The sequence below is a fragment of the Cognatundibacterium curvum genome (assembly GCF_014284235.1).
Taxonomy (GTDB): Bacteria; Pseudomonadota; Gammaproteobacteria; order Burkholderiales; family Burkholderiaceae_D; genus Undibacterium; species Undibacterium curvum.
The window spans coordinates 360,706-387,273 of sequence record NZ_JACOGD010000002.1 but is presented as its reverse complement, the minus strand read 5'-3'; the positions used below and the strand labels follow the sequence as shown (position 1 = coordinate 387,273).

At 51.5% G+C, this 26,568-nt stretch carries 25 protein-coding genes; 11 read left to right on the top strand and 14 right to left on the bottom strand.

The genetic code is table 11. The features are described from left to right. Window positions 1-80 precede the first annotated feature (80 nt). From H8K43_RS04905 to H8K43_RS04880, 6 genes are all read right to left on the bottom strand, one after another. On the bottom strand, window positions 81-1,418 hold the full coding sequence (locus H8K43_RS04905) for a sigma-54-dependent transcriptional regulator (protein ID WP_329604479.1): 1,338 nt from the start codon (window positions 1,416-1,418) through the stop codon (window positions 81-83). A gap of 20 nt (window positions 1,419-1,438) precedes the next feature. Continuing rightward, on the bottom strand, window positions 1,439-3,247 hold the full coding sequence (locus H8K43_RS04900) for a sensor histidine kinase (protein WP_186902797.1): 1,809 nt from the start codon (window positions 3,245-3,247) through the stop codon (window positions 1,439-1,441). Window positions 3,248-3,306: 59 nt separating this feature from the next. Continuing rightward, entirely contained in the window at window positions 3,307-4,107 is an 801-nt protein-coding gene (locus tag H8K43_RS04895; RefSeq protein ID WP_186902796.1) for an ABC transporter ATP-binding protein, read from the bottom strand. Between the two features lies 1 nt (window position 4,108). Then, the gene (locus H8K43_RS04890) at window positions 4,109-4,927 is read right to left on the bottom strand and encodes an ABC transporter permease (RefSeq protein ID WP_162020358.1); all 819 of its coding nucleotides are present in this window, start codon (window positions 4,925-4,927) and stop codon (window positions 4,109-4,111) included. Between the two features lie 70 nt (window positions 4,928-4,997). Further along, window positions 4,998-5,969, bottom strand: coding sequence for an ABC transporter substrate-binding protein (locus H8K43_RS04885; protein ID WP_186902795.1), 972 nt, complete (start codon window positions 5,967-5,969; stop codon window positions 4,998-5,000). A gap of 185 nt (window positions 5,970-6,154) precedes the next feature. Beyond that, complete coding sequence (locus H8K43_RS04880) at window positions 6,155-7,303, bottom strand: ABC transporter substrate-binding protein (RefSeq protein ID WP_230403670.1); 1,149 nt, start codon at window positions 7,301-7,303, stop codon at window positions 6,155-6,157. Between the two features lie 559 nt (window positions 7,304-7,862). Here H8K43_RS04880 and ffh point away from each other — a divergent pair. After that, window positions 7,863-9,230, top strand: a complete 1,368-nt coding sequence (gene ffh, locus H8K43_RS04875) for a signal recognition particle protein (RefSeq protein WP_162020355.1) — start codon at window positions 7,863-7,865, stop codon at window positions 9,228-9,230. 245 nt (window positions 9,231-9,475) lie between these two features. After that, a complete protein-coding gene (locus H8K43_RS04870) occupies window positions 9,476-9,829 on the top strand; it encodes an SWIB/MDM2 domain-containing protein (protein WP_162020354.1) in 354 nt (117 codons plus the stop codon). Window positions 9,830-9,985: 156 nt separating this feature from the next. On the opposite strand, the gene H8K43_RS04865 is transcribed toward H8K43_RS04870, so the two are convergent. From H8K43_RS04865 to H8K43_RS04855, 3 genes are all read right to left on the bottom strand, one after another. After that, a complete protein-coding gene (locus H8K43_RS04865; RefSeq protein ID WP_186902793.1) occupies window positions 9,986-10,666 on the bottom strand; it encodes a hypothetical protein in 681 nt (226 codons plus the stop codon). A gap of 35 nt (window positions 10,667-10,701) precedes the next feature. Then, window positions 10,702-11,262, bottom strand: a complete 561-nt coding sequence (locus tag H8K43_RS04860; protein ID WP_230403700.1) for a lytic transglycosylase domain-containing protein — start codon at window positions 11,260-11,262, stop codon at window positions 10,702-10,704. Window positions 11,263-11,416: 154 nt separating this feature from the next. Next, window positions 11,417-13,144 carry a proline--tRNA ligase gene (locus tag H8K43_RS04855; RefSeq protein WP_186902791.1) on the bottom strand — a complete coding sequence of 576 codons (1,728 nt, stop codon included), beginning with the start codon at window positions 13,142-13,144 and terminating at the stop codon, window positions 11,417-11,419. 225 nt (window positions 13,145-13,369) lie between these two features. Here H8K43_RS04855 and H8K43_RS04850 point away from each other — a divergent pair, with 225 nt between their 5' ends. Both H8K43_RS04850 and H8K43_RS04845 read left to right on the top strand, forming a co-directional pair. After that, window positions 13,370-13,939 (top strand): RNA pyrophosphohydrolase, encoded by a 570-nt coding sequence (locus H8K43_RS04850; RefSeq protein ID WP_230403669.1) that lies wholly within the window; start codon window positions 13,370-13,372, stop codon window positions 13,937-13,939. Then, a complete protein-coding gene (locus H8K43_RS04845; protein ID WP_186902790.1) occupies window positions 13,917-14,462 on the top strand; it encodes a CNP1-like family protein in 546 nt (181 codons plus the stop codon). The genes H8K43_RS04850 and H8K43_RS04845 overlap by 23 nt, the downstream gene beginning before the upstream one ends. A 63-nt stretch (window positions 14,463-14,525) precedes the next feature. On the opposite strand, the gene proB is transcribed toward H8K43_RS04845, so the two are convergent. The 4 genes from proB to rplU form a co-directional block, all read right to left on the bottom strand. Further along, complete coding sequence (proB, locus tag H8K43_RS04840; protein WP_186902789.1) at window positions 14,526-15,668, bottom strand: glutamate 5-kinase; 1,143 nt, start codon at window positions 15,666-15,668, stop codon at window positions 14,526-14,528. A 272-nt stretch (window positions 15,669-15,940) separates the two neighbouring features. Further along, window positions 15,941-17,053 carry a GTPase ObgE gene (gene obgE, locus H8K43_RS04835; RefSeq protein ID WP_186902788.1) on the bottom strand — a complete coding sequence of 371 codons (1,113 nt, stop codon included), beginning with the start codon at window positions 17,051-17,053 and terminating at the stop codon, window positions 15,941-15,943. A gap of 186 nt (window positions 17,054-17,239) precedes the next feature. Then, on the bottom strand, window positions 17,240-17,497 hold the full coding sequence (gene rpmA / locus H8K43_RS04830) for a 50S ribosomal protein L27 (RefSeq protein ID WP_186880779.1): 258 nt from the start codon (window positions 17,495-17,497) through the stop codon (window positions 17,240-17,242). Between the two features lie 51 nt (window positions 17,498-17,548). Continuing rightward, window positions 17,549-17,860 carry a 50S ribosomal protein L21 gene (gene rplU, locus H8K43_RS04825; RefSeq protein WP_162020347.1) on the bottom strand — a complete coding sequence of 104 codons (312 nt, stop codon included), beginning with the start codon at window positions 17,858-17,860 and terminating at the stop codon, window positions 17,549-17,551. A gap of 346 nt (window positions 17,861-18,206) precedes the next feature. Here rplU and ispB point away from each other — a divergent pair, with 346 nt between their 5' ends. The 7 genes from ispB to H8K43_RS04790 all read left to right on the top strand — a co-directional run bounded on the left by ispB (window position 18,207) and on the right by H8K43_RS04790 (window position 24,925). Continuing rightward, the gene (gene ispB / locus H8K43_RS04820; protein WP_186903026.1) at window positions 18,207-19,136 is read left to right on the top strand and encodes an octaprenyl diphosphate synthase; all 930 of its coding nucleotides are present in this window, start codon (window positions 18,207-18,209) and stop codon (window positions 19,134-19,136) included. 228 nt (window positions 19,137-19,364) lie between these two features. Then, window positions 19,365-21,092: a type IV-A pilus assembly ATPase PilB gene (gene pilB, locus H8K43_RS04815; protein WP_186902787.1), complete on the top strand. Its 1,728-nt coding sequence runs from the start codon at window positions 19,365-19,367 to the stop codon at window positions 21,090-21,092. A gap of 14 nt (window positions 21,093-21,106) precedes the next feature. Beyond that, entirely contained in the window at window positions 21,107-22,333 is a 1,227-nt protein-coding gene (locus H8K43_RS04810; protein ID WP_186902786.1) for a type II secretion system F family protein, read from the top strand. Then, window positions 22,333-23,196, top strand: a complete 864-nt coding sequence (locus H8K43_RS04805) for a prepilin peptidase (protein WP_186902785.1) — start codon at window positions 22,333-22,335, stop codon at window positions 23,194-23,196. Before H8K43_RS04810 ends, H8K43_RS04805 begins: the two co-directional genes overlap by 1 nt. Window positions 23,197-23,200: 4 nt before the next feature. Next, a complete protein-coding gene (coaE, locus tag H8K43_RS04800; protein WP_186902784.1) occupies window positions 23,201-23,830 on the top strand; it encodes a dephospho-CoA kinase in 630 nt (209 codons plus the stop codon). A gap of 135 nt (window positions 23,831-23,965) precedes the next feature. Continuing rightward, window positions 23,966-24,721 carry a cell division protein ZapD gene (gene zapD, locus H8K43_RS04795; RefSeq protein WP_186902783.1) on the top strand — a complete coding sequence of 252 codons (756 nt, stop codon included), beginning with the start codon at window positions 23,966-23,968 and terminating at the stop codon, window positions 24,719-24,721. 27 nt (window positions 24,722-24,748) lie between these two features. Further along, complete coding sequence (locus H8K43_RS04790) at window positions 24,749-24,925, top strand: DNA gyrase inhibitor YacG (protein WP_186902782.1); 177 nt, start codon at window positions 24,749-24,751, stop codon at window positions 24,923-24,925. An 82-nt stretch (window positions 24,926-25,007) separates the two neighbouring features. Here the strand turns inward: H8K43_RS04790 and H8K43_RS04785 are convergent, their stop codons facing one another. Continuing rightward, a complete protein-coding gene (locus tag H8K43_RS04785) occupies window positions 25,008-26,567 on the bottom strand; it encodes a sigma-54-dependent transcriptional regulator (protein ID WP_186902781.1) in 1,560 nt (519 codons plus the stop codon). Between the last annotated feature and the right edge of the window lies 1 nt (window position 26,568).

Genomic DNA, 26,568 nt, shown 5'->3' with positions numbered 1-26,568 from the left:
ATGGTGAAAAGCTCACTGCAATCTACAAGAATTTCGCCGTCAGCAGCAATCATAGGCATCAGGCTGAATGCGGTGCAAACTTACAATGCTATCTGATATTTTTTCAGCTTGTCATACAGCGTCTTTTTCGGAATACCTAAGGCCTCTGCGGCAGCAGCGACCTGAAACTGGTGCTTTTGCAGGGCCTCGGAAATCAGCGAAATCTCCATCAGCTCCAGCTGACGTGGCAAGCTGTCTGGCGCAGTATTGGCTGGCAATGGAGACGAGCCGTCCGGCTCACTTCCGACAGGATCAACTAAACCCAGCACCAGCTGATCGGCAAAATTACGTAATTCGCGTACATTACCGGGCCAGTCCTTCTGCTGCCATACCTGTATATGCGCTGGTGTCCAGGCCGGGACAGGACGCGCAAAACGTTGCGCCGATAATTGTACAAAGTGGGCCAGCAACAAAGGTATATCTTCACGTCTGTCCTGCAAACGCGGCAAGGCAAGCTGCACTATCGCGAGCCGGAAATACAAATCTTCCCGAAATTGATTTTGCGCGGCCAGCGCCAGCAAATCGGCCTTCGTGGCAGCGATGATGCGGCAGTCGAGGTCGATCAGCGCATTGCCGCCCAGCCGTTCCAGCTTACGTTCCTGCAGAACGCGCAACAGCTTAACTTGCAAGGCCAGCGGCATGCTTTCTATCTCATCCAGAAATACGGTGCCTCCATTCGCATACTCGAGCTTGCCAATACGACGCTTCTGCGCACCGGTAAAGGCACCGGCTTCGTGTCCGAAAATTTCACTTTCGAATACCGACTCAGGCAAGGCTCCGCAATTGATGGCGACAAACTCTCCTGTCCTGCCGCTGGCCAGATGCAACTGACGCGCCACCACTTCCTTGCCGGTACCGGTGGCGCCATGTATCAGTACATCCGCCTGGGTCGGCCCGATATGCCGGATAAACTGACGCAATTTTTCTATACCTGCACTTTGCCCTATCAGTTCCGGCGTGGCCGGGTGGCGTGCCAGGGTCCGCCGCAGCTGACGGTTTTCCAGCACCAGGCGACGCTTTTCCTGCGCCCGGCTACAGGTCTCGCTAAGGCGCTCGGCAGAAAATGGCTTCTCAATAAAGTCGTAAGCACCGCTACGCATGGCGGAAACTGCCATGCGTACATCACCATGTCCAGTAATCAGTATCACGGGTAAATCCTTGTCCAATGCACTGATTTTTTCCAGTCCTTCCAGGCCGGACATGCCTGATAAACGCACATCACTGACGACGATTCCTTCATAGTCGGCATGAATATGCGGCAGAGCCTGTTCCAGCGCGGCATAAGCGCTGACTTCAAAACCACCGAGCTCCAGACTTTGTGTAGTCGCCAGCCGGACCGCCTGCTCATCTTCTATCAATATCACACGTGCTACAGTCACTCTGTTTCCTTTCTATCCTGTCAGGATGCCGCATTCAGCAGCGGTAGCCGTACAGTAAAACATGCGCCACCGGCGGAGCGATTTTCAGCCTGCAGCGTGCCATTCATGGCCTGCACTATCGATGAAGAAATCGCCAGTCCTAAACCCAGTCCCTGGCCACTGGGCTTGGTCGTGAAGAAGGGCTCAAATAAATGTGCGATCACGGCATCCGGCAAGCCAGCACCACTGTCTGAAATTTGTATCCACACTTGCCCCACCTGTTCGCTAACCCGTATTTCTATCCATATGCGCGGCTGTTGTTCGACCGCATCCATCGCATTCCTGAGCAGATTCACGATGACTTGCTCGAGACGGATATTGTCCCCTAAGACGAGTAAGGATTCAGGCAAATGCAGCTCCAGCTGCAAGCCCAGTCTGTGCAAGTCATTTTGCAATAAAGCGATGGCGGCATGCACCGATTGTGTAACGTTGACAGCCTGCAGCTGCTCACTGCTCTTGCGTGCGAATCCTTTGAGCTGTGCGATGATGATACCCATGCGCTCGCTGGCACTGCTGATGTGATGCAGATTGGCGCTGACCTGTTCAAGCTTACCGCGCTGCAGATACACATCCGCATTATCGGCAAAAGCGCGGATCGCGGTCAGCGGCTGATTCAGTTCATGCGTAATTCCGGCTGCCATCTGACCCAGCATGGCCAGTTTACCAGTCTGTACCATCTCGTTTTGAGTAGAGCGCAGAACCTGCTCTGCCTGCTGTAATTTGCAGAATTGCGCCTCCCAGTCTGCATTCGCCTGGGTCAGATCGCGGGTACGCTGGGCGATACGTTGTTCCAGCTGCGCAGCCGCCTGTTGCAAAGCCTGCTGAGCCGCCAGCCGCTCCTGCAAACGTTGCTGACGCTGATCCCAGGCGGCAGCGATAGTCGCCAGCACCACTAACAACAGCAATACAATAGCCGCACTTTCTAAGCCTGCCGTATTCACTTTGGCTTCATCGGGAAACAGCATCAATTGCCAGCCCAGGCGTCCGATCGGACGCGTCAGGTATTCACCGTAGCCGTTTTGTTCTTTTTTTGACAGTGCAGAAATAGCATGGATGGTTTTTCCCGAATACTGCAGCGTCGCCTGAATATCACGCTGCACTTCCGCATCGAGCGGACGCAGACTGCGATACTGCCAGACTTCGCGGTTACTCAGAAAAACGACGCCATGCCGGTCGCTGAGTGCAATCGGATCTTCGCTGCTGCGCCAGGCTTTTTCAAATTCATGCAGGCTGATTTTGACTGCCAGCACGCCTATCGGTTCGCTGCTGCCGCGCAGACCGGGTGAGGCGAACACTGGTTGAGAAATAAAATAGCCGGGGATATTCGTGGTGTTTCCGATCGCATAGAAATGGCCAGCCCCACTACGCCTTTGCATCACATCCTGAAAATAGGGACGAAAACTGAAGTTCTGACCTATGTAACTTTGCGGCTGATCCCAGTTACTCGCTGCAATCGTATTGCCCTGTGCATCCATCAGATAGATGGCGGCAATCTTGGCTTGCTGCTGTATCGCCTGCAAATCCAGATTGAGTGCGCGTATCCCGTCCTGACTCTCAGGATGGGCCAAAACCTGTGCTACCTGCGGCAGATAAGACAAGGTGTAGGGCAGGGTTTCATGCCGCTCCAACACCGCCTCCAGATCCAGCGCGATCATCTGCAACTGACGCTCACCACTCTGACGCAGATCTTTTCTGGCCTGGTAGCTGGAGAACAGATAGGTCGCAAAAATACTGACCACAGCGAGCGTGGCAAGTAACAGCATGGCAATCTGGCGTTTATAGGAATTCATGCTCTGTAGCGCAGGGGCAAAGGCTGTATTATTTCCGACTTTGTCCCTGCGCGGCCAGCTTAATCCACTGCGGCCATTTTTAATTCATCATTGTGATGACGCTGCTGCTCTTCCATCACCAGTTGCCCCAGCTCGCGCTTGAGCTGATTGAATTCCGCGGATGAAGGATCACGCAAACGCGGCATATCGATCAGCAAATCTTTTTTCACTGTTCCCGGACGATAAGTCATCACGACGATCCGGTCCGCCAGATAAATCGCTTCTTCTATGCTATGCGTCACGAAGATGATGGTCTTTTTGAGTTCTGCCCAGATGCGCAATAACTCATCCTGCAGATTACGTCTGGTCAGTGCATCGAGCGCGCCGAAAGGTTCGTCCATCAACATGATAGGAGAATCCAGCGCCAGCACCCGCGCAATCGCCACCCGCTGCCGCATACCGCCGGACAAATCTTTGGGAAAACGCTGACGGAAATCGGACAAGCCCAGCATACTCAATAACTTACTGACGCGGGCTGCGATATCGCCTTTGGACATACCTTTGATTTCCAGACCAAACGCGATGTTATGTTCTACCGTCATCCACGGGAATAGCGCATATTCCTGAAACACCATGCCACGATCCGGCCCTGGCTGAGTCACGGCTTTACCATTGGCGATCAATTCTCCCGATGTTGGCAGCGAAAAGCCAGCGATGGCATTAAGCAAAGTCGATTTACCACAGCCGGAAGGCCCCAGCAGGCAGACAAACTGCCCTTCCGGAATCTCCAGCTGGATATCGCGCAAGGCGACGACTTCTTTATCGCCGGTGCGGAAAATCTTGTTGACGCCCTTAACTTGAATTTGTGCAGTGTTTGTCATCTCAGTTCTCCAATCCACGGTGCCAGCGCAACAAGTGGTTATTCAGTTTATTCATCGCCAGATCAATCGCCAGACCTAAAAATCCTATGCTGAACATGCCGGCAATAATTTTGTCCGACCAGAAGTATTCACGCGCTTCCAGAATGCGGAAACCCAGACCATTATTCACCGCGATCATTTCCGATACGATCACCACGATAAAAGCGGTACCGATACCGATGCGTACACCGGACAAGATGTAAGGCACGGCCGCTGGCAGCATCACACGTAAGAACATGGTTGTCTGACTGGCACCCAGATTGCGCGCAGCACGAATGTAGATGCCATCCACATGCCGGACGCCGGCTATGGTATTCATCAGTACCGGGAAAAACGCACCGATAGAAATCAGGAAAACCGCTGGTGGATTACCCAGTCCAAACCACAAAATAGAGAGCGGGATATAGGCAATCGGTGGAATCGGACGCAACACCTGTATCAGCGGATTCATCCATGCATACACACGCTGACTGGAACCCATCGCCAGTCCCAGCGGCAAGGCCAGTCCGGCCCCGATCAGAAAGCCAACCACGACGCGATACATACTGCCTAAGGTATCGCGGATCAGCTCACCAGAAAAAATCCAGGCAAGGCGGCTCATGCTGGCCGGATCATAGGCTTCCAGCGGGCTCGCATACTCTATCCATTTTTTAACGACCGCCAACGGTGACGGCAATACCTGCGGATTGACCCAGCCATTACTGGTCACCCATTGCCAGAGTGCGATCAGAACGACGGGCACAATCAGCCCCGCGCCAATTTCACGCCATTTGCTATTCATAGAAATTCCTTGAAAATTTATCCGGCAGTTCAGCTTTGTTTCAGGCTGAACTGCTCAGTATGAAGACGGATTATTTGATACCCAATGACTTCTTTGCCTGCTCCAGCAAATCAGTCTTGACCCAGTCTTTAGCGACTGGTGGCTTGGCCATTTTGCCTATGCCATATTTCTGCATCAGATCGGTAGTGATCTGTATATGTTCAGGCGTCACATCATAGCTGTAAGGCGAATTACTGATTGCATCAGCAAAGTCATCGCGCGTGATCTGGCCTTTGAACATATTTTCACGTACATATTTTTCGGCGATTTCAGGCTTGTCGATGAAAGTCTTGGTGGCTTCCACAAAGCAGCGCATGAATTTTTCAGCGACCGGACGACGTTCTTTGTAAAACTTTTCTGTCATCACCATGGTACGTATAGGCTCGCCTATCGGTGTGTCATAAGGCTTGATGATTTCATTACCAAAGCCCTTATTGATCGCCTGTGAAGAATACGGCTCGGACTGCATGATGGCATCGATATTTTTGCCGAGCAGCGCCTGGTTCAGATCGGGAAAGCCCAGATAAATAATCTGCACATCTTTGCCAGGCTGATCCGAATAACTCAGTCCATTCTGTGCCAGCTCCGCCGCCAGCAGAATTTCCTGAATGCCGCCGCGCGTGACGCCGACTTTCTTACCCTTCAGGTCCTTCACCGTCTTAATGCCCAGCTCAGTGCGCCCCACCAGACGCGCACCGCCTTTGGCAAAGCCAGCCACCAGATATAGCGGTGTGCCGCTGGCACGACCGGAAATCGCAGCTTCAGAAGAAACGGCACCGACATCGAGTTCACCGGCGATCACAGCCTGCATCGCATCCAGACCTTTGGCGAACACGCGCTCTTCCACTTTGAGGCCACACTTAGGTGCGATTTCCTTGATATAGGACACCGCGCCATAGTGCGCAAATTTCAGATTACCCAGCCGCACAACTTCCTGCGCAGTGGCGCTGCCAGCCAGCGTTACAGACAACAAACCTGCCAGGCACATCGCTTTTTTCAACATACTGATCTCCTTGATGTTTTTTATATGCACTCCAAATACTGCAAAGACTGTGCCAATTTTCCGCCCGCTACTAAGTCCTTGATTTTTCAAGCCTGAACCAGTTTGAACAAGCACTCAAAGTGAAAAAGCGTCGGGATAACCGGATTTTACACCCCGGGTGCGTGCGGAAAAGCAGCCTGAGCGTATCAGCGTATAAAGTGCTTATCACGCCCGATCAGGGTCAGCTCTACAAATTCACTGCCAGTATGATCTTTGTCACTGTATTGAATCACTATCCCACCCAGATCATGCTTTTTGATACCTTCCAAGGCGCGTATCAAGCCATCCCGGCTCAAGCCACGCCCTGCTCTGCGCAAGCCTTCCACCATTAACTTGGCAGAGACATAGCCTTCCATCGCGGCGTAAGACTCCGGCAATTTGTACTCTTTGGCGGCCTGCTTAAACTCTTGCCCCAAAGCGGTAGTAATGGAAAATGGCGCCGGCATAATCTGCGAAACGATAATACCCGGTGCGTTGTTACCGAGGCTGTCAATGAAGGATTGCGAGGCATTGTTGGACAAGGTCATGATCTGCATGGCATTCCCGGCTTTACGCAAACCGTTAATGATTTCAGCAGTAGTCACCGCGGAGCCAATCACAATCAGGGCTTTGGCATTCGAATTGTGTAGTGCCTGTATTACCTTAGGCACATCCGGCTTGGCCCTGTCATAGCTCAGAACAGCGCTGGGTTTCAATCCCTGCTTTTGCATGGTCTCCTGAAATCCAGTCAAGCCATCTTTACCAAAGGTGTCATCGACATGGGCCAGTGCAATATCCTTCAGGCCGGTCATGGAAAAATGCTCAATCGCTTTTTTCACTTCGGTCTGATACATGGCTCTGACATTGAACAGGTAATGGTTCACAGGCTGGTGAAATATAGCAGCACCGGTACTAGGCGCCACCAGCGGAATTTTATGTTCCGCCAATAAGGGTAAGATGGCCTGGGTATGCGGCGTGCCACGGCTTTGGAATAATGCAAACACGCGTTCTTTACGTATTAGTTGCTCCGCATTTTTCCCCGCATTGACCGGGTCGAACTGATCATCCAGCGTAATCAGCTCTATCTTACGGCCATGTACACCGCCGCCCGCATTGGTTTTAGCAAAATAGGCATTGGCACCAGCCATCATTTCCTTGACTGGCCCAGCGATCTGCCCGCTGACGCCTACGGTTTGGCCGAGCAGTATCTGGCTGTCGCTGATACCATCCTCGGCCATTGCGCTGCATGGCAACAAGATGGCTGAAGCAGCCAGTAAACCCGCGACCTGACGGCGGCGGCTGGAAAATACGTTCATGATGTCTCCTTGATGATCTGATGCAGATGCAACACATTTGCGCATCTGCTTTTTTGTTTGTTTCCTGGATTAGCACTAAACATGCCGTCCCGTATCAATTCTTAGCCTTCTGCCTCAAACCGTCGGACGGCTGGCTAAAAAGCAATGCCACTCCTCATCTCTTTTCCGCAAAATCAGAATTTTGCACGACTAGCGTCTGATATTCCGCACAAGCATGCGCTACCGGACTGGTCAGACCAGAACCTGGCGCAGGCTATACCTGGAACTTGGAAACGCCAGCTTCATGCCGTTACAGCTTAGTCGACAAAAATTACCGCAATGCAACTTTGACTGCCAATGACAGCAATTTGTTCCATCAACACTTCGCTCTGACTTGAGCCATCACAGCTTCAGTATGGGAAAAGCGGCTAAGTAACAGTGCGGTATTCAGGTTTTCCACGGAACACAGATCGCGATCAGGTAAAATGCGGGATGATTTGGCGACTTCAGTGCCTGCACTGCAGTTTTGCCCATACTTTTTACTTAATTGTGTTTATTTCAAAGAACTGAACTCTGCGCTATGCTTGATAATCTCACCCAACGCCTCGCCAAAGTCGTCAAGACTATGCGCGGCGAAGCCCGACTGACAGAATCCAACACCGCCGACATGCTGCGTGAAGTGCGCATGGCATTATTGGAAGCCGACGTAGCGCTGCCAGCAGTGCGCGAACTGATCGCCAGGGTTAAAGAAAAAGCCATGGGTGAAGAAGTGATTTCTTCCCTGACACCGGGCCAGGCACTGGTTGGCGTAGTACAGAAAGAACTGGCTATCCTGATGGGTGCCGATCTGGGTGAAGATGCGTCCCAACTCAGCTTTGCCTGCCAGCCACCGGCGATTATCCTGATGGCAGGTCTGCAAGGTGCCGGTAAAACCACGACTGTCGGTAAGCTGGCCAAATACCTGCGCGAACAAAAGAAGAAAAAAGTATTGACCGTATCTGCCGACGTATACCGTCCGGCTGCGATCGGTCAGTTACAGACCGTGACTGAACAGGTGGGTGCTGACTTTTTCCCATCCACCCCGGACCAGAAACCAGTTGATATCGCGCTGGCTGCACTGGATTACGCCAAGAAGCATTATCACGATGTGCTGATCGTTGACACCGCTGGTCGTCTGGGTATCGATGAAGCGATGATGAAAGAGATCGCGGAGGTTCACGCTGCAGTCCGTCCTATTGAAACCCTGTTCGTGGTCGATGCAATGCTGGGTCAGGATGCAGTCAATACTGCCAAGGCCTTTAATGATGCCTTGCCGCTCACAGGCGTAGTGCTGACCAAGCTCGATGGTGATGCGCGTGGTGGTGCCGCTTTGTCAGTCCGCCATATCACTGGCAAGCCGATCAAATTTGTGGGTGTCGCTGAAAAACTGGATGGTCTGGAATCCTTCGACGCGACCCGTATGGCCAACCGTGTGCTGGGTATGGGTGACATTCTGGCCCTGGTCGAATCGGCACAAAAAGGCATGGACGTCGCCGCCGCGCAAAACCTCGCGCATAAAATCAAGGATGGCGGCAAGTTCGACATGAACGACTTCAAGATGCAGATTTCCCAGATGCGTAATATGGGTGGTCTGTCGAATCTGATGGATAAACTGCCTGCCCAGTTACAACAGGCTGCCAGCGGTGCCAATATGGATCAGGCTGAGAAATCGGTACGCCGCATGGAAGGTATTATCAATTCCATGACAGCGCTGGAGCGTGCCAAGCCGGAGTTGATCAAAGCCTCACGCAAACGCCGTATCGCGGCAGGTGCCGGCGTACAGATCCAGGAAGTGAATCGCATGCTGGCCCAGTTCGAACAAATGCAGAGCATGATGAAAAAACTGCGCGGTGGCGGCATGATGAAAATGCTGCGCAGTATGAAGGGAATGATGCCGGGACGCCGTTAATTCGCATTCCGAAATTCAGTCAAAAAACAGGTCGGATCAGAGGAGAAATCACGCTGATCCGGCTTTTTTTTGCCCAGAAATCCAACGAAGCGTAAATTCCTGCATTTTTTCACAAAAAACTAGTAAAAAAGACTTGCATCACTATAAAAACCACACCACTATTAGCGATGCGTGAAGTGACGCAATGCAGGAGCTTTTCAAAACGATCAAAGCTCCATCCAAGAAATTTGTGAAGGAGGCTATTTATGGCAACAGCACCAAAGAAATCTACAGCAGCAAAACCAGCAGCAGCAGCCAAAAAGCCTGCAGCGGCACCTAAGAAAGCAGCAGCAAAACCAGCTGCAGAACGCAAGCCAAACGCCGCGTTCATGAAGCCTATGACGATTTCCCCAACACTGGCAGCAGTTATCGGTGCAGCACCAATTCCACGTACTGAAGTCACGAAAAAAGTTTGGGAATACATCAAAAAGCACAATCTGCAAGACGCAGAAAACAAACGCAACATCAATGCAGACGACAAACTGAAAGCCGTTTTCGGTGGCAAGAAACAAGTCTCCATGTTCGAAATGACTAAACTCATTTCCGGTCATCTGTCCTGATTCGTCAGAGCAGTGCCCAAGTGCGTTGGGAAGCTGAATGGGAGTCATGATCCCATCCCAAACAAAAATGCCCGCATCGCGCGGGCATTTTTGTTTTCAGGCAGTCAGGCTGAGTTTAATTCCCATCCAAAGAATATCGCAGCGACGGATTTGACTTCAGAGATTCCCGCAACTCATAGGAATAGTCGGCATCTCGTTGCCCAATAACTCACCGGGCTTTCGATGCATGATGCAGTAGGTGCCAAACGGCGTGATAACTTTTGACACCGGACGGCCATCGCCCATGATATGCACCTCATGTTTCACCCCTTCGTGATTCACAGTTCCTGAGCGTGCGATCTGATCTGCAAATTTGGCGAACGCCGATTTCTCTGCCGCCGTTAACACCCGGTCACGCGCTTCAAACTCTTTCTTCAGGCCGAAGAACAGGCTACGTACATCGCGCTTGAGTTCAGTACTGGCGGGTGCTGATGTCGCTGATGTAGCCGAATTAGCTGACTCTACCGCTACAGCTTGTTCCGGCTCAGCCTTTACCTGCTCTTTGGTTGGTGTTTGAGTTGAGCTTAAAACCTGAGACGGCGCGCTGACAGTGCGCTGGCGCGTACGCTCCGGGTTGCTTTGGGTGCTGCTGCTTCTTGCGTTTGCCTCCAATGCAGGTTCAGACAATGGCAGTGTCGGCCGGATCGCTGGCGACAACAGTACGAAGTGCATAGCATTCGCCTGTTGTGAGTTAGCTGGCGCGTGAAATGCAGGCCAGTACCACAGTATCAGCAGATGAAAGGCCGCAACCAAAGGCAGTATCAGCCAGGGCCGCGCAGGGTATTGATAGCGATGCATAGCGATACTCCCTAATAGCGGGAGTAACGCAGGTCTTAACGTGGCGGCGTGTATTCCCAGTTTTTCCAGTTAGCTAACACTGCGTTCGGATATTCAGGCTTGCCCCGACTGCCGTTATAGCGACCTAAAGCGAGATACAAATCCCCCTTTTCCATATCGATATACATACGCAGGATAGAACAGCCATAGCGCAGATTGGTCTGCATCTGAAACAGCTTCTTCGCATCGCCATCGCCGATCACACGTGACCAGAACGGCATCACCTGCATATAACCACGCGCACCAACCACGGAGGTCGCATATTTACGGAATGCCGATTCCACCTGCATCAGGCCCATTACCAGCGCCGGGTCCAGCCCTGCGCGTTTGGACTCGTACCATATCGTTTCGAGCAATTCTATCCGGCTCTGGTAATCGGGAATACGCCGCTTCAGACGTACCGACATCTCACCCAGCCAGTGCAGATATCTGATACGTTCGTCAATATTATTGAAGCTGGGCTTAGGTGGACGTGGATCAGAGATCGCCTTGGATAAAGCCAGACGTACGGAATCAGCCATCGCTTCTTCCTTTTGATTACCGGCCCACGCAGGCATCGCGCCTAAGGTCGCGGACAAGAAAAATCCTGCCGCCAGACGACAACAGGATTTCACGGAAAATCGGCTTAGAGAGAGAGGAACTACAATCCGGGACATACTGCGAACGATGTTCAGCACAGACAGTAACGGGCAGGCTGGCCTGCCCGCTCTGTTACGCCGCAAGCTTAGCCTGTACAAAAGCCAGCATCTCAGCCACCGGAACGATAGTCGCTTCTGCATCGCGACGGCCCACGTATTCCAGTTTGCCATCTTTCAGACCACGGTCACCGATCACGACGCGATGCGGCACACCGATCAGCTCCCAGTCTGCGAACATCGCACCAGGACGCTCACCACGGTCATCCAGAATCACGTCGATACCGGCTTCCAGCATCGCCTGATACAGCTTTTCAGTCTCTGCCTTGACCGCTTCGCTACGATCCATGCCCATAGGACAAATCACGACTTCAAACGGCGCAATAGAAGTTGGCCAGATGATGCCTTTGTCGTCAAAATTCTGTTCTATCGCCGCGCCAAGAATACGGGTCACGCCTATGCCATAGCAACCCATCTGTAACAGCTGCGGTTTGCCATTTTCATCCAGGAAGGTCGCCTTCATGTCTTCGGAATAGCGGGTGCCAAGCTGGAATACGTGGCCCACTTCGATGCCACGCTGGATCGCCAGTACGCCTTTGCCATCCGGTGAAGGATCGCCATCGACCACATTACGCAAATCCGCCACCACTGGCTCAGGCAAATCACGGCCCCAGTTCGCGCCGGTGAAGTGGAAATCGGCTTCATTCGCGCCGCAGACGAAATCGGCCATATTCGCCACAGTGCGGTCTGCTACGACCTTGACAGGTTTCAGGGTATGAATCGGACCGAGATAGCCAGGCTTGGTACCAAACCACTCCACGATTTCCGCTTCGGTCGCGAAGCGATACGTCGCTAAGCCAGGCACTTTGCTGGTTTTCACTTCATTCAGTTCATGATCGCCGCGTAACAACAGCAGCCAGACTTGTTTGTCTTCTTCTTTTTCTGCATCCACGGTCAGAACGATAGACTTAACTGTGTTTTGCAAAGGAATGGACAACAAGGCAGCCACGTCTTCGCATTTTGCCTTACCTGGTGTCGCTGTTTTAGTCAGTGTTGCCTGTGCGGCAGGACGTGTCGTCACCAGTGGCAAGGCTTCAGCCGCTTCCATATTCGCTGCATAGTCGGAAGTCGGGCAGTAAACCAGTGCATCTTCACCGGTTTCCGCGATCACATGGAACTCGTGGGAGCCGGAACCGCCAATCGCACCGTTATCGGCTGCGACTGCGCGGAACTGCAAGCCAAAGCGCTGAAAAATACGGGTGTAGGCGTCGTACATCACCTGGTAAGACTGCTTGAGGCCTTCGACATTGCGATCAAACGAATAGGCATCTTTCATGGTGAATTCACGACCACGCATCAGACCGAAACGCGGACGACGCTCATCACGGAATTTAGTCTGGATGTGATAAAAATTCACTGGCAACTGGCGGTAGGAGCGAATTTCTGTACGCACCACGTCAGTGATGGCTTCTTCAGAAGTTGGCTGGATAATGAAATCACGACCATGGCGGTCTTTGACGCGCATCAGTTCCGGGCCCATTTTGTCCCAGCGGCCAGTTTCCTGCCACAATTCTGCGGGCTGCACTACTGGCATCAGCATCTCTATCGCACCCGCGCGGTTCATCTCTTCACGGATAATATTTTCCACTTTACGGATAATGCGCAGCCCCATCGGCATGTAGTTATAGATGCCGGAACCCAGACGCTTGATCATGCCGGCGCGCATCATCAGTTTGTGGCTGACGATCTCTGCGTCTGCCGGTGCTTCTTTGAGTGTAGAAATAAAAAATCGGGTAGCTCGCATGACAGTGATTCTTTTTAAATGGAAGGTTATAATCAACTCAATTTTAAAGGATTAGCTGGCTAATGCGCCCACTCTTTGCATATTTGATGAAGGAAACCGCGTTTTGTTCGCCAGACTTGATGCTGCCCGCAGCAAAATGGGCACACTTTTCGACGTAAACACCGATTTCAGAACCAGGAAATTGCAAGACCGAGCGGTTAGCCACAGAAAGTTTTGAGGTTAACTATGCTAGACCGTGAAGGCTTCCGCCCTAACGTAGGCATAATTTTGCTGAACGCCAACAATCAAGTCTGGTGGGGAAAGCGTGTGCGCGAGCACTCCTGGCAGTTCCCTCAGGGCGGGATCAAGTATGGTGAGTCTCCTGAACAAGCTATGTTTCGTGAGCTGGAAGAAGAAACAGGATTGTTGCCTGAGCACGTCAAAATTATAGGCCGCACCCGTGACTGGTTACGCTATGAAGTACCGGATCACTTCATCAAACGTGAAATCCGTGGGCATTATCGCGGGCAAAAGCAAATCTGGTTTTTGCTGCGCATGGTGGGTCGCGATTGCGACGTCAACCTGCGCGCATCCAACCACCCGGAATTTGATGCCTGGCGCTGGCATGAATACTGGGTGCCGCTGGATGTGGTGATTGAATTTAAACGCGGCGTGTACCAGCTTGCACTGCAAGAGTTATCGCGTTTCATCCACAGACAGGACCACCCCGGAGCGCAACGTAACCGGCGCAATCAGCATAAAGCAGCCGCAAAAATCCCGGCCCCGCAGACCGATGAGTCTGAACAAACCAAATAAAACCATGCACAAACGATCCCTAATGACCTCAGCCTCACTGGCTCTGCTCCTGTTAGCGGGCAGCCTGCACAGCACTACTGCGCTGGCGGCGGAAGACGAGCCTGACAAGGAATGGCGTGAAGTCGAGGCGCAATTACCGGCTGCACCTAAAAATGAAAATTTGCTGCCTTTTTATCAGTCCGGCAGCATGCAGTTTTTCATCGATGCGACGTCTTTAAGTATCGCCAGTGATGGCACCATACGCTACACCTTGGTCGCCAGCAGCAGCGCAGGCGCGCGCAACGTGAGCTATGAAGGCATACGTTGCGCGACCTATGAAAAAAAGCTGTATGCCTTTGGGCGCAGCGATGGTACCTGGTCGCGTAGCCGTCGTGATGAATGGGATAAGATTTCGCAAACAGGCGCGAATAAGCAGCACCACAACTTATTCACAGAGTATTTTTGCGAAGGAAATACCATCGCGGGTAAAGCAAACAGCATACTTGACCGGCTGCGTGGCAAGCGCACCCTTTACGGCCGCTAATTCTGAAGCCCACAGCTTGCGGCGCAATTCGCAAGCTGTGCTGCACTGATGCTTAAGCCAAGCTTAGCTATCGCTGAGCGCTGATGTAGTCAACAGCACCAGATTATCACGGTGTATCAGCTCTGGCTCTTCGACAAAGCCCAGTATCCCGGCAATATCCTGCGATGATTTTTGACGAATACGACGTGCATCGGCACTGCCATAATTCGATAAGCCACGCGCTATCGCATTACCCTGTTGATCAACACACGTCACCGCCGCACCACGGCCAAATTCACCACTGACCTCAGTCACACCGATAGGCAGCAAAGATTTACCTTCCTTCAGCAGCTTCTGAACCGCACCGGCATCGAGCACGAACTGGCCTGCCGTTTGCAAATGATCGGCCATCCATTGCTTGCGTGCGGCGAGTGGAGCCCGCTCAGAAACTAGTTGCGTACCAATTGCCTCGCCCTGAGCCAGGCGTATCAATACGTTTTCTTCACGCCCCCAGGCAATCACAGTGTGCGCACCGGAACTCGCAGCGCGCTTAGCTGCCAATATTTTGGTCAGCATGCCGCCACTACCCAGACTGCTGCCAGCGCCGCCAGCCATCGCCTCCAACGCGACATCACCGGCGCGTGCCTGATGCACGAACTCGGCATCTGGCTGCTTGCGTGGATCGGCCGTGTACAAACCCTTTTGATCGGTCAGAATAATCAGCGCATCCGCTTCGGTCAGATTTGCGACCAGCGCGCCCAGGGTATCGTTATCGCCGAATTTGATTTCATCGGTTACTACCGTATCATTTTCATTAATGATGGGGACGATGCCATAGCCCAGCAGCGTGAATAAAGTTGACCTTGCGTTCAGATAGCGCTCGCGGTCAGCCAGATCCGCATGGGTCAGCAAAATCTGCGCCGTGCCTAGCTGATGAACCCGGAAACTGCTCTCATAAATTTGTGCCAGCCCCATCTGCCCCACAGCAGCACAAGCCTGTAACTGATGTATGCCGGTCGGACGCTTATCAAAACCCAGCCTTTGCCGTCCCTCAGCAATTGCACCGGAGCTGACTAAAATAACTTGCTTGCCCATCGCACGCAGCGCAGCGATCTGGGTCGCCCATTTGGCAATGGCAACGCTGTCCAGCCCCTTCCCATCATTCGTTACCAGCGAAGAACCGACTTTAATTATGAGGCGTTTTGCTTGTTGAATCACAGATTGCATAGTAAGACCACGACAAAGTAAGAATGTGTTGACTGCGTTGATTGCAGAGCTGGCGATGATGGCGGAGCGCGCGCACGAACAGCTACGTCACCCGGGCAGCATTGCCGAATGCGCACAATTATACTTTATGTGGAATGATATAACTAAATCTGAATATTATTTAGAATTGGATGATTAAATTGCGTATAAATACTGATTGATTTCATTAAATACAATTAATCCCACCTAAGCAGGCAGACGTAAAAAAGGCCTGAACATTTCAGGCCTTTTTTTTATTCTTCGATTACTTTGAAACGTGGATCATCAGGATCAATCGAGAGTATGCCTTGGGCTTCCTCTTTCATTTTGGTTTCCTGGGAACGCTGCTCCTGGGTACGTTTTTCTTCGAGATGTGCATAGATAGCCGTGACCAGGTCTTCACAACCTTCGCGGCTCAGGGCGGAAATCTCGAATACCGGACCTTTCCAGGCAAAGCGTTTGATGAAATCCTTCACCTTCTTTTTACGCTCATCTTCGCTTAATACGTCCAGCTTATTGAGTACCAGCCAGCGTGGTTTCTCATATAGGCTTTCATCGTATTTACGCAACTCCTTGATCAAGGCTTTTGCTTCCTTGACCGGATCGACATTTTCGTCAAAAGGCGCCAGATCGACGATATGCAGCAAAATACCAGTGCGCTGCAAATGCTTCAGAAACTGTATGCCCAGACCTGCACCATCGGCCGCGCCTTCAATCAGACCGGGGATATCGGCAATCACAAAACTCTTTTCATGGCTGACACGCACCATGCCCAAATTCGGATGCAGCGTAGTAAACGGATAATCTGCAATCTTAGGGCGCGCATTCGATACCGCAGTGATAAATGTGGATTTACCCGCGTTTGGCATACCAAGCAAACCAACGTCGGCTAAGACCTTCAACTCCAGACGCAATTCGCGGCGTTCGCCTTCCTTACCCTCAGTACGCTGACGTGGTGCACGGTTGGTCGAGGTTTTGAAATGGATATTACCCCAGCCACCCTCGCCACCCTTGACCAGCTCAACCTGCTGACCATGCTCGGTCAGATCGGCAATCACTTCATCTGTATTACGGTCTGAGATTAAAGTACCAACTGGCATGCGCAGGAAAATATCATCCGCACCTTTACCATAGCAGTCAGCGCCACGGCCATTTTCGCCATCTTTCGCTTTATGCAGCTTGGAATAACGGTAATCAACCAGGGTATTAATATTGCGGTCAGCAACCGCCCAGATACTGCCACCGCGGCCACCATCACCACCATCCGGACCGCCGAACGGGCGGAATTTTTCGCGACAGAATGAGGCAACTCCATTACCGCCATCACCGGCGATCACTTCAATTCTGGCTTCATCAATAAATTTCATGTTAAGCACCTAAAAAAGCTTGTATAAATCCTTGCCACCCGATTGGTGCAACCGATTTATACAGGATCTCTCTGTTTCACTGACACACTATAGGACAGTTTGTGAAACCATAGAAAAAAAGGCTCTACCAATGGCAGAGCCTATTTATAGTACTGGCTTGCGCCTGGTTTTGAATTACTTCAAAACTTAAGCTGCAACAACAATTGCGTACTGGTGCTTGTTTGCACCTTTGGTCGCGAATTGTACTTTGCCGTCAACCAGAGCGAACAAAGTGTGATCTTTGCCCATACCAACATTTTCACCAGCGTGAACACGTGTACCGCGTTGACGAATGATGATACCGCCAGCATTGATAGACTGGCCGCCGTAAACTTTAACGCCTAAGCGTTTTGACTCTGAGTCACGGCCGTTGCGCGTGGTGCCGCCGCCTTTTTTGTGTGCCATTTAATAGCTCCTTGATACAGGTAATAAACAGTAATTCAGTGGAAACTGAGATTAACCGTTGATAGATACGATTTGCAATTCAGTGTAGTTTTGGCGATGGCCTTGACGCTTCTGGTAATGCTTACGACGACGCATTTTGAAAATACGTACTTTGTCGTGACGACCGTGATCTACTACCTTAGCCAGCACCGTAGCACCTGCGACCAATGGAGCACCAAATTTAATGGTTTCACCTGCGCCCAATGCGAGCACTTGATCAATGGTGATTTCGGAGCCAATGTCTGCAGGTATCTGTTCTACTTTAAGTTTTTCACCGGCAACAACTTTATATTGTTTACCGCCGGTTTTTATGACCGCGTACATGGGAAACCTCATCAAATAAATATAGGGAATTTCTTTTTTCACCCAAAAACAGGGTTTGTTTTCGGGAAAACCCCAAATTATACATAGACTTAGCAGTAGCGTCAAAAACAATTTGCATATTTTTTCAGCACTACCGTTCTGCAGAAAACGGGTTTTCGCTTGTTAAAGATCAAATCAAACGCTGTTTCAGGGTCTGTAACAGCGTGCTTACTGATTTTACTCATGATGCGAACAGCAATTTTAGTCACCTCATCGTATAATCTCGGCGTCTAGAATTCTTTAGCAGGATCTTCCCTTGTCTGCCACAGCACAACCCAACCCGATTACCGATGTGATTGCCACGGATATGGTGGCAGTGAATCAAGTGATACGTCAGCAGCTGTATTCTGAAGTTGCACTGGTTAACCAGATCGCCGAATACATTATCAGCGCAGGTGGCAAGCGCATTCGTCCGGTGTTGGTGCTACTGATAGCCAATGCCTACGGCTATCAGGGCAAACACCATTTCGATCTGGCCGCCATCGTGGAATTCATCCATACCGCCACCTTGCTGCATGATGACGTGGTGGATGAATCCTCTCTCCGCCGTGGACGCCAGACCGCTAATGCGATGTTCGGTAATGCTGCCTCCGTACTGGTGGGTGACTTCCTGTACTCGCGTGCGTTTCAGATGATGGTTTCCATCCAAAGCATGCGCGTCATGCAGATCCTGGCCGATGCGACCAACGTGATCGCTGAGGGTGAAGTGTTGCAATTACTCAACATGCATGATCCTGATGTGTCAGAAGAACGCTATCTGCAAGTGATACGCTCCAAAACGGCCAAGTTGTTTGAGGCAGCCGCTGAAATTGGTGCCTTAATTGCGGGCGCCAATGATGCGCAAATCAGTGCTGCCGGTGAATACGGACGTTCCATCGGCACCGCTTTCCAGCTCATAGATGACGTGCTTGACTATTCCGGCAATGCCGATGATATAGGCAAAAATGTCGGCGATGATTTACGCGAAGGAAAACCGACCCTGCCGCTGATCTATCTGATGAAAAACGGCTCGGATGCAGAGCGGCAACTAGTCAGAACTTGCATCGAGCAAGGCGATGAATCACAATTCAATGCAATTCTGCGAGCTATCACCGACTCCGGCGCGCTTGAATATACACGCAATAAAGCAGTGGCTGCTGCGGAAGTTGCGAAACAATCCGTTACTGACTTACCTGAATCTGCCTACAAATCAGCCTTACTTGCCCTCACTCAGTTTGCGGTCAGCCGCAACCATTGAACAGCAATTCCACTGAAGAACACGCAGCGCCGGATTATCCCAGCCGGCGCGCGCCTCACCCTGTCTGAAAAAGCTACTTTTTACACGATACCTGGCGAGTGTTGCGCCAGGCGGCGGTGCGCTTCTCCGCATATGTAAAAAAGAGTAGCATCGCTTTACAAATACTGGCATCAGTTGCATTATCGCTAGGCAACTGATTGTTTTGGCAAACTTTACCGATAAGTCACTATGTCCGCTGTCCCTCCGAACTCTGCTCCCGCGGCCAGCACGCCTGGTCTTGCCCGCGCTTTAATGCAAGGTAACTTATTAAATGCCGCGCAGCTGGATACGGCGTTAAAAAAAGCCGCAGCCGATAAGTCGCCATTTATAGATGCATTGATTTCCAGTGGCTCTATGAGCGCCCGAGATGTCGCCAGTTTTTGCTCTGACACCTTTGGCTATCCCTTACTCGACTTATCTGCTATTAACGAAGAGCTGCTCCCGGAAAAACTGGTGGATCTCAAGCTGATGCTGTCACAGCGTCTGGTTCCTATTGCTAAAAAGGGTAACAAGCTGTCGGTTGCCATTGCTGATCCGACCAATAATTCCGCTCTGGATCAGGTAAAGTTTCAAACCAGCCTTGCATTGGAAATCATCATCGTACAGCACGATGCACTGAGCAAGCTGCTGGAAAAAATTGGCAAAACCTCAGAGCAAAGTCTGAGTGAACTGGCCGGTGATGATTTTGAACTGGATTTTAAAGAAGAAGATCTGAATCAGGCTGCCGCCGATGCGCAAGCCAATGAAGTCGATGACGCGCCTATCGTCAAATTCTTGCAAAAAATGCTGATTGATGCGATCAATATGGGCGCATCCGATTTACATTTTGAACCTTTTGAAAAGTTTTACCGCATCCGCTTTCGTATCGATGGCGAGCTGCGTGAGATCGCGCAACCACCACTGGCGATCAAAGATAAGCTGTCGTCCCGTATCAAAGTCATTTCCAAGCTGGATATTTCGGAAAAACGGGTACCGCAAGATGGCCGTATGAAGCTGCACTTGAATGCGAATAAATCCATCGATTTCCGTGTGAGTACCCTGCCGACCTTGTTCGGTGAAAAAATCGTTATGCGTATTCTGGATGGCTCGCAGGCGCAAATGGGTATTGATGCGCTGGGCTATGATCCGGATCAGAAAGAAACGCTGCTCAATGCGATTACGCGTCCATATGGCATGGTGCTGGTGACCGGGCCAACAGGCTCCGGTAAGACCGTTTCGCTCTACACCTGTCTGAACGTGATCAACAAGCCAGGCATCAATATTTCGACTGCAGAAGATCCGGCTGAGATCAATTTGCCCGGTGTAAATCAGGTAAACGTGAATGACAAGGCGGGTCTGACCTTTGCCGCTGCACTGAAGTCCTTTCTGCGTCAGGATCCTGACGTCATCATGGTGGGTGAGATTCGTGACCTGGAGACGGCAGATATTGCGATCAAGGCAGCGCAAACCGGCCATATGGTCTTTTCCACACTGCATACCAACGATGCACCATCGACCCTGACACGTTTGATGAATATGGGCGTGGCGCCATTTAATATTGCGTCTTCAGTCATTCTGATTACAGCACAACGTCTGGCCCGACGCCTGTGTACCTGCAAGCGCCCGGCAACGGTGCTGGACGAGGTCTTGCTGGCGGCTGGCTTTAAAGAAGAAGATCTGGATGGCAGCTGGAAACCTTACGAGCCGGTCGGCTGTGATCGCTGCAGTGGCAGCGGCTATAAGGGCCGGGTTGGTATCTATCAGCTGATGCCGATTTCTGAGTCCATCGAGCGCATTATTCTGGCCAGCGGATCTGCCTTGGATATCGAATCGCAGGCACAAAGCGAGGGCATACGTAATCTGCGCCAATCCGGCCTGCTCAAAGTCAAACAAGGTCTGACCAGCCTCGAAGAAGTGCTCGGCTGCACCAACGAATAACCGGAGTCCCTTAAATGGCAACAAATCCCCAGAAACCAGCCAAGCAAGTCAAGGAAGTCCTGTATGCCTGGGAAGGCAAGGACAAATTTGGCAAAAAAGTGCAAGGAGAAATGCGCGCTGGCGGCGAGGCGATCGTCAATGCGACCTTGCGCCGCCAGGGTGTTCTGGTCACCAAGCTCAAGAAAAAAAGCTATAGCTCGGGCAAACGCATTTCAGATGCAGACATTACTTTATTCACCCGTCAGCTAGCGACGATGATGAAAGCAGGCGTACCGCTGCTGCAGTCGTTTGATATCGTCGCCAAAGGCAACGCCAACCCCTCTGTCTCGAAATTACTGCAAGACATACGCGGCGATGTAGAAACCGGGACCAGCCTGAATCAGGCTTTCCGCAAATATCCTCTCTATTTTGATCCGCTGTTCTGCAATCTGGTTGGCGCCGGTGAGCAGGCAGGTATTTTAGAAGACTTGCTGACGCGACTCGCCATTTATAAAGAAAAAACCCAGACTATTAAGAAAAAGATCAAGTCTGCACTGACCTACCCTATTGCTATTTTGTCGGTTGCTTTCATCGTCACCGCTGTGATTATGATCTGGGTGGTACCCGCATTTAAAGAAGTCTTCATGAGTTTCGGCGCAGAGTTACCTGCACCAACGCTGTTTGTGATGGCGCTGTCAGACTTCTTCGTCACCTACTGGTACATCATCTTTGGCGGTCTGTTCGGCGCAATTTACTTTTTCTTCCAGACCTGGCGACGCTCATTGCAAATGCAAAGAGCGATGGATCGCATCCTGTTGCAGGCACCTATTTTTGGCGCGGTGATACGCAAAGCCACCATTGCACGCTGGACCAGAACCCTGGCTACCATGTTCGCAGCTGGTGTGCCGCTGGTTGAGTCGCTTGATTCTGTGGGTGGTGCTGCTGGCAATGCGGTCTACCTGGATGCCACCATTAAAATTCAGACTGAAGTCAGCACTGGTACCAGCCTGACTGTCGCGATGCAAAATTCTAATGTATTCCCAAGCATGGTCACGCAAATGGTCGCGATTGGTGAGGAATCCGGCGCACTTGATAATATGTTGGGCAAAGTGGCGGACTTCTATGAAGAAGAAGTGGATGAAGCGGTCGCCTCTTTATCCAGTCTGATGGAACCGTTGATCATGGTGATCCTGGGTGTACTGATCGGTGGTCTGGTGGTTGCGATGTATTTACCAATTTTCAAACTGGGTTCGGTCATCTGATGTTGCAAGAAATTTTTTTTCAACCAGCAGCAAACTGGTTCGGTACATTTTGTTTCGGTCTGATCGGCTTACTGACAGGAAGTTTTTTAAATGTCGTGATCTACCGGCTACCGAAAATGATGCAGCGCCAGTTTGACAATGATCTCGCTGAAGAATTGGGCAAGCAACCACCACATACTGAGCGCTACAACCTGGTCGTACCGCGTTCAGCCTGCCCGCATTGCGGACATCAGATACGGGCCTGGGAAAATATTCCGGTTGTCAGTTACCTGCTGATAGGCGGCAAATGCACCAGTTGCAAAGCCCACATCTCAGTGCGCTATCCCTTAGTGGAGATGATCACAGGGGCACTGGCAGCGGCGATGGCCTGGCATTTCGGCACCGGTGTTACGGGAATGGCAGCAACAGTATTTTGTTTTTTTCTGATTACCCTGACGCTGATCGATGCGGACACCCAATTCCTGCCCGATGATCTGACCTATAGCCTGCTTTGGCTGGGCATGCTGCTAAGTCTGACTGGTGCATTTTCTAGCCCGGCTGCATCGGTACTGGGTGCAGTCGCAGGCTATCTGTCTTTATGGCTGGTGTTTCACCTGTATCGCCTGCTGACCGGCAAAGAAGGCTTTGGTTATGGCGATTTCAAAATGCTGGCTGCGCTTGGTGCCTGGCTGGGCTGGCAAATGCTGCCGCTGATTATTCTGCTGTCATCCTTAGTCGGCTCAGTGGTCGGTATCACGCTGATACTCTTATCTAAAATGGGCTTTGAAACAAAACTGTCCTTCGGACCTTATCTGGCCATGGCAGGCCTGATTGCGATGCTCTGGGGCCCGCAGATCGTACAGGCCTATCTTAGCCATTTATAAACTGATGATGAGTCTGGAAAAGTTTAGCCTGGGTCTGACCGGAGGCATAGGCAGCGGTAAAACGACCATCGCTAATGCATTTCAGGCGCTGGGCGCCAGCCTGATCGATACCGATCTGATCGCTCACGCTCTGACCCGGAAAGATGGCCTGGCCATGCCGCAGATACGCGAAGAATTCGGCGATCAGGCGATTTCTGATGATGGCAGTATGGACAGAGCCAGAATGCGCGCATTGGTCTTCAATGACAGCGCTGCCAAACTCAGACTGGAAGCCATCTTGCATCCACTGATACGTTCACAGACTGAGCAGGCAGCCGCCAGTGCAACAGGAGATTATCTGATTTTTGTGGTGCCACTGCTGATTGAGTCCGGCAACTGGAAGCAAAGAGTGGATCGTATCCTGGTCGTCGATTGTGCGGAGGAAGTCCAGATCGCACGTGTGATGCAGCGTAACCAGCTAAGCCGGGAACAAGTATCAGCCATCATGCGCAATCAGGCCTCACGGCAAGAAAGACTGGCAGCAGCAGACGATGTGATAGTGAATGAGGAAGAGCTCCATCTGCTACAGGCGAAAATTCTCACTTTGCATCAGCATTACTTGCGCCTTGCTGCCAAAAAATCAGGCAGGAACTGATTTCTGGCTGTTTGCGGCATGGTCTGCTACAAAAACAATTCTTAAAAAACGCACATGGTATTTGTATTTTCTGACAGTATGGTTCAGAATCACGTGGAGCTGAGCTTGGCACATATTTAGAACAGGGATACTATTTTGATTGTTTACGAATACCCTTTCAACGAGCGTATTCGCACGCTATTGCGGTTGGAAGACCTGTACGAAAAATTTAATTTTTTCTTGCACCAGTCAGACCCACTGCAGCATCACGTTGCGCTTGCCACCATTTTTGAAATGCTGGAAGTCGCTGGTCGTGCCGATCTGAAATCAGATTTGCTGCAGGAACTCGAACGTCAAAAACATACACTGATCAGTTTTAAATCCAATCCTAACGTACAGGCTGAAATGCTGGACAAGGTACTGGAAGAAGTCGATCAGGCCAGCTCTGCACTGATCGCCAGCACAGGCAAAACCGGTCAGCATATCCGTGAAAATGAATGGCTGATGAGCATACGTGGCCGTACCATCATACCGGGTGGCGCCTGCGAGTTTGATTTGCCGAGTTATCATGCGTGGCAGCAGAATCCGCCAGAGAAACGCTTTGCGGATATTTCTGCCTGGTTTGCACCTATCGCACCGCTGTTTACCGCCATTAGCGTGGTCTTACGCCTGTTACGCGAGTCTGGCACCACGTCTAAGGTAATTGCCCAGGCCGGTAGTTACCAACAAATGTTGCAGGGTAAGGTGTATCAGCTGTTACGTGTGAATATTCCACAGGAACTCGGCGCGATCCCGGAAATATCCGCCAACAAATACATGCTCTGGATACGTTACATGAGCCAGGATGGGGATATGAAGCCTAAAGCCTCTGAGCACGATATCCCGTTTGATCTGACACTCTGTAACTTCTGAAGATACACTGAATACGCCCTGAATACTATGACCACCTTCGTCAATTGCCCGACCTGTCAGGCAAAAGTCGCCTGGACGCCCGACAGCACATGGCGTCCGTTTTGCTCTGAACGCTGCAAGCAAATCGACCTGGGTGCCTGGGCCGAAGAGAAATACACTATCCCCGCCGTCAATCTGCCGGAAGATCCGGATCAGCCTGAGTAAATCCTTCCTGCTTTCTCAATGAGTTCAGCCAGTCCAGCTAAATTAAATTTGCCTGCTGCTGGCCTGAACTGTCAAATGACAGTCAACGCTTTTGCGGTATGCCGTATTTCCTGAGCTTGGCCGCGATCGTTGAATGTGAAGTCTGCAAGCGCGCGGCGAGCTTACGACTGGAAGGAAAATGCGGATACAGGCGCGTCAACAGACTCTGCTCAAACTGTTGTAAGGCCAGATCCCAGCTTTCTGTGTCAACGGCACTGTGTTCATCTGCACTGATGCTGCCCTCAGCCCAATCCAGATCTGCCGCATCCAGCACACGCTGGTCTGACATAGTAATGGCCCGGAATACCACATTCTGCAATTGCCGCACATTACCTGGCCAATGATTGGCTACCAAGGCTGCACAGGCTGCGGTATTGAGACGGCACACCGGCTTTTGCGACTGGGTACAGGCACGTTCAATGAAATGGCGGGCCAGTGGCAGGATGTCATCCGGACGCTCGCGCAGTGCCGGCATTTCCAGATGTAAGACATTCAGGCGATAAAACAGGTCCTCCCTGAACAAGCCTTCCTGTACCATTTTGCGCAAATTGCGATGCGTGGCGCTGATGATGCGTACATTCACACGTATCTCTTTATCGCCGCCGATACGACGGAATTTGCCGTCATTCAGGAAGCGCAATAATTTCGCCTGCAAATACAGCGACATTTCCCCGATCTCATCCAGAAAAACGGTGCCGCCATCGGCCATTTCAAACAGACCCGGCTTGCCGCCTTTTTGCGCACCAGTGAAAGCGCCTGACATATAGCCAAACAATTCGCTTTCCGCCAGGCTTTCCGGCAGAGCAGCGCAATTCAGTTCGAGAAAAGGCGCATTACTGCGCGCGCTGACGCCATGACAGGCCTGCGCCAGCAATTCTTTGCCAGTACCGGTTTCACCAGTGATCAGCAAAGGAGCATCGACCACCGCAACTCGGGCGGCGCGGGTTTTCATGGCGCGGATTTGCTCTGAATCACCGATGATCAGATCAAAGCCATTTCCCTGGGTATTCTGCAAGGCATGCAGCCGTCCGCCTATGCGTGAAGGCGCATGAAAGGTCAGCACCGCGCCGACCGAGCGATGCAGCGCCGTACCATCCGGCAGCACCGGCTCGGATACCGGCGTCACATCCATGAAAAACGGTTCGCCATGCAAACGCACTTCGCGGCTGGGAATACGTAAGCCTGCCTGCAGTAATTCTTCCTGCAAGCCCTGATCATCCAGCACATCACTGAGTTTGAGCTGAGCTAACTGCGCCTCACTCAGGCCAGTCACGGCTGCCGCAGCGGCATTCGCGATCACCAGTCTGGCTTCACCATCGATGGCCAGTACCGGATCTTCCATCACGGCCATCATGGTGTCGAGATGCAGGCGACGGCGCATACCGGGTAATACGTCGATCACCTGTATTTGTGTCACGCCGCTGATTTGCTGACAGGCTTGCTGCAGCGAAGGCAGCATGTCTTTGCTCAGCTCAGGGATATCGATATAGACCTGAGGCGGATCAACCTCAACCGCGACCACGTTCAGTCCGCGCTGTGCCAGCACGGCCAGTATTTCATGGGCGATGCCGACCCTGTCCTGAAACTGGATATTAATACGCATG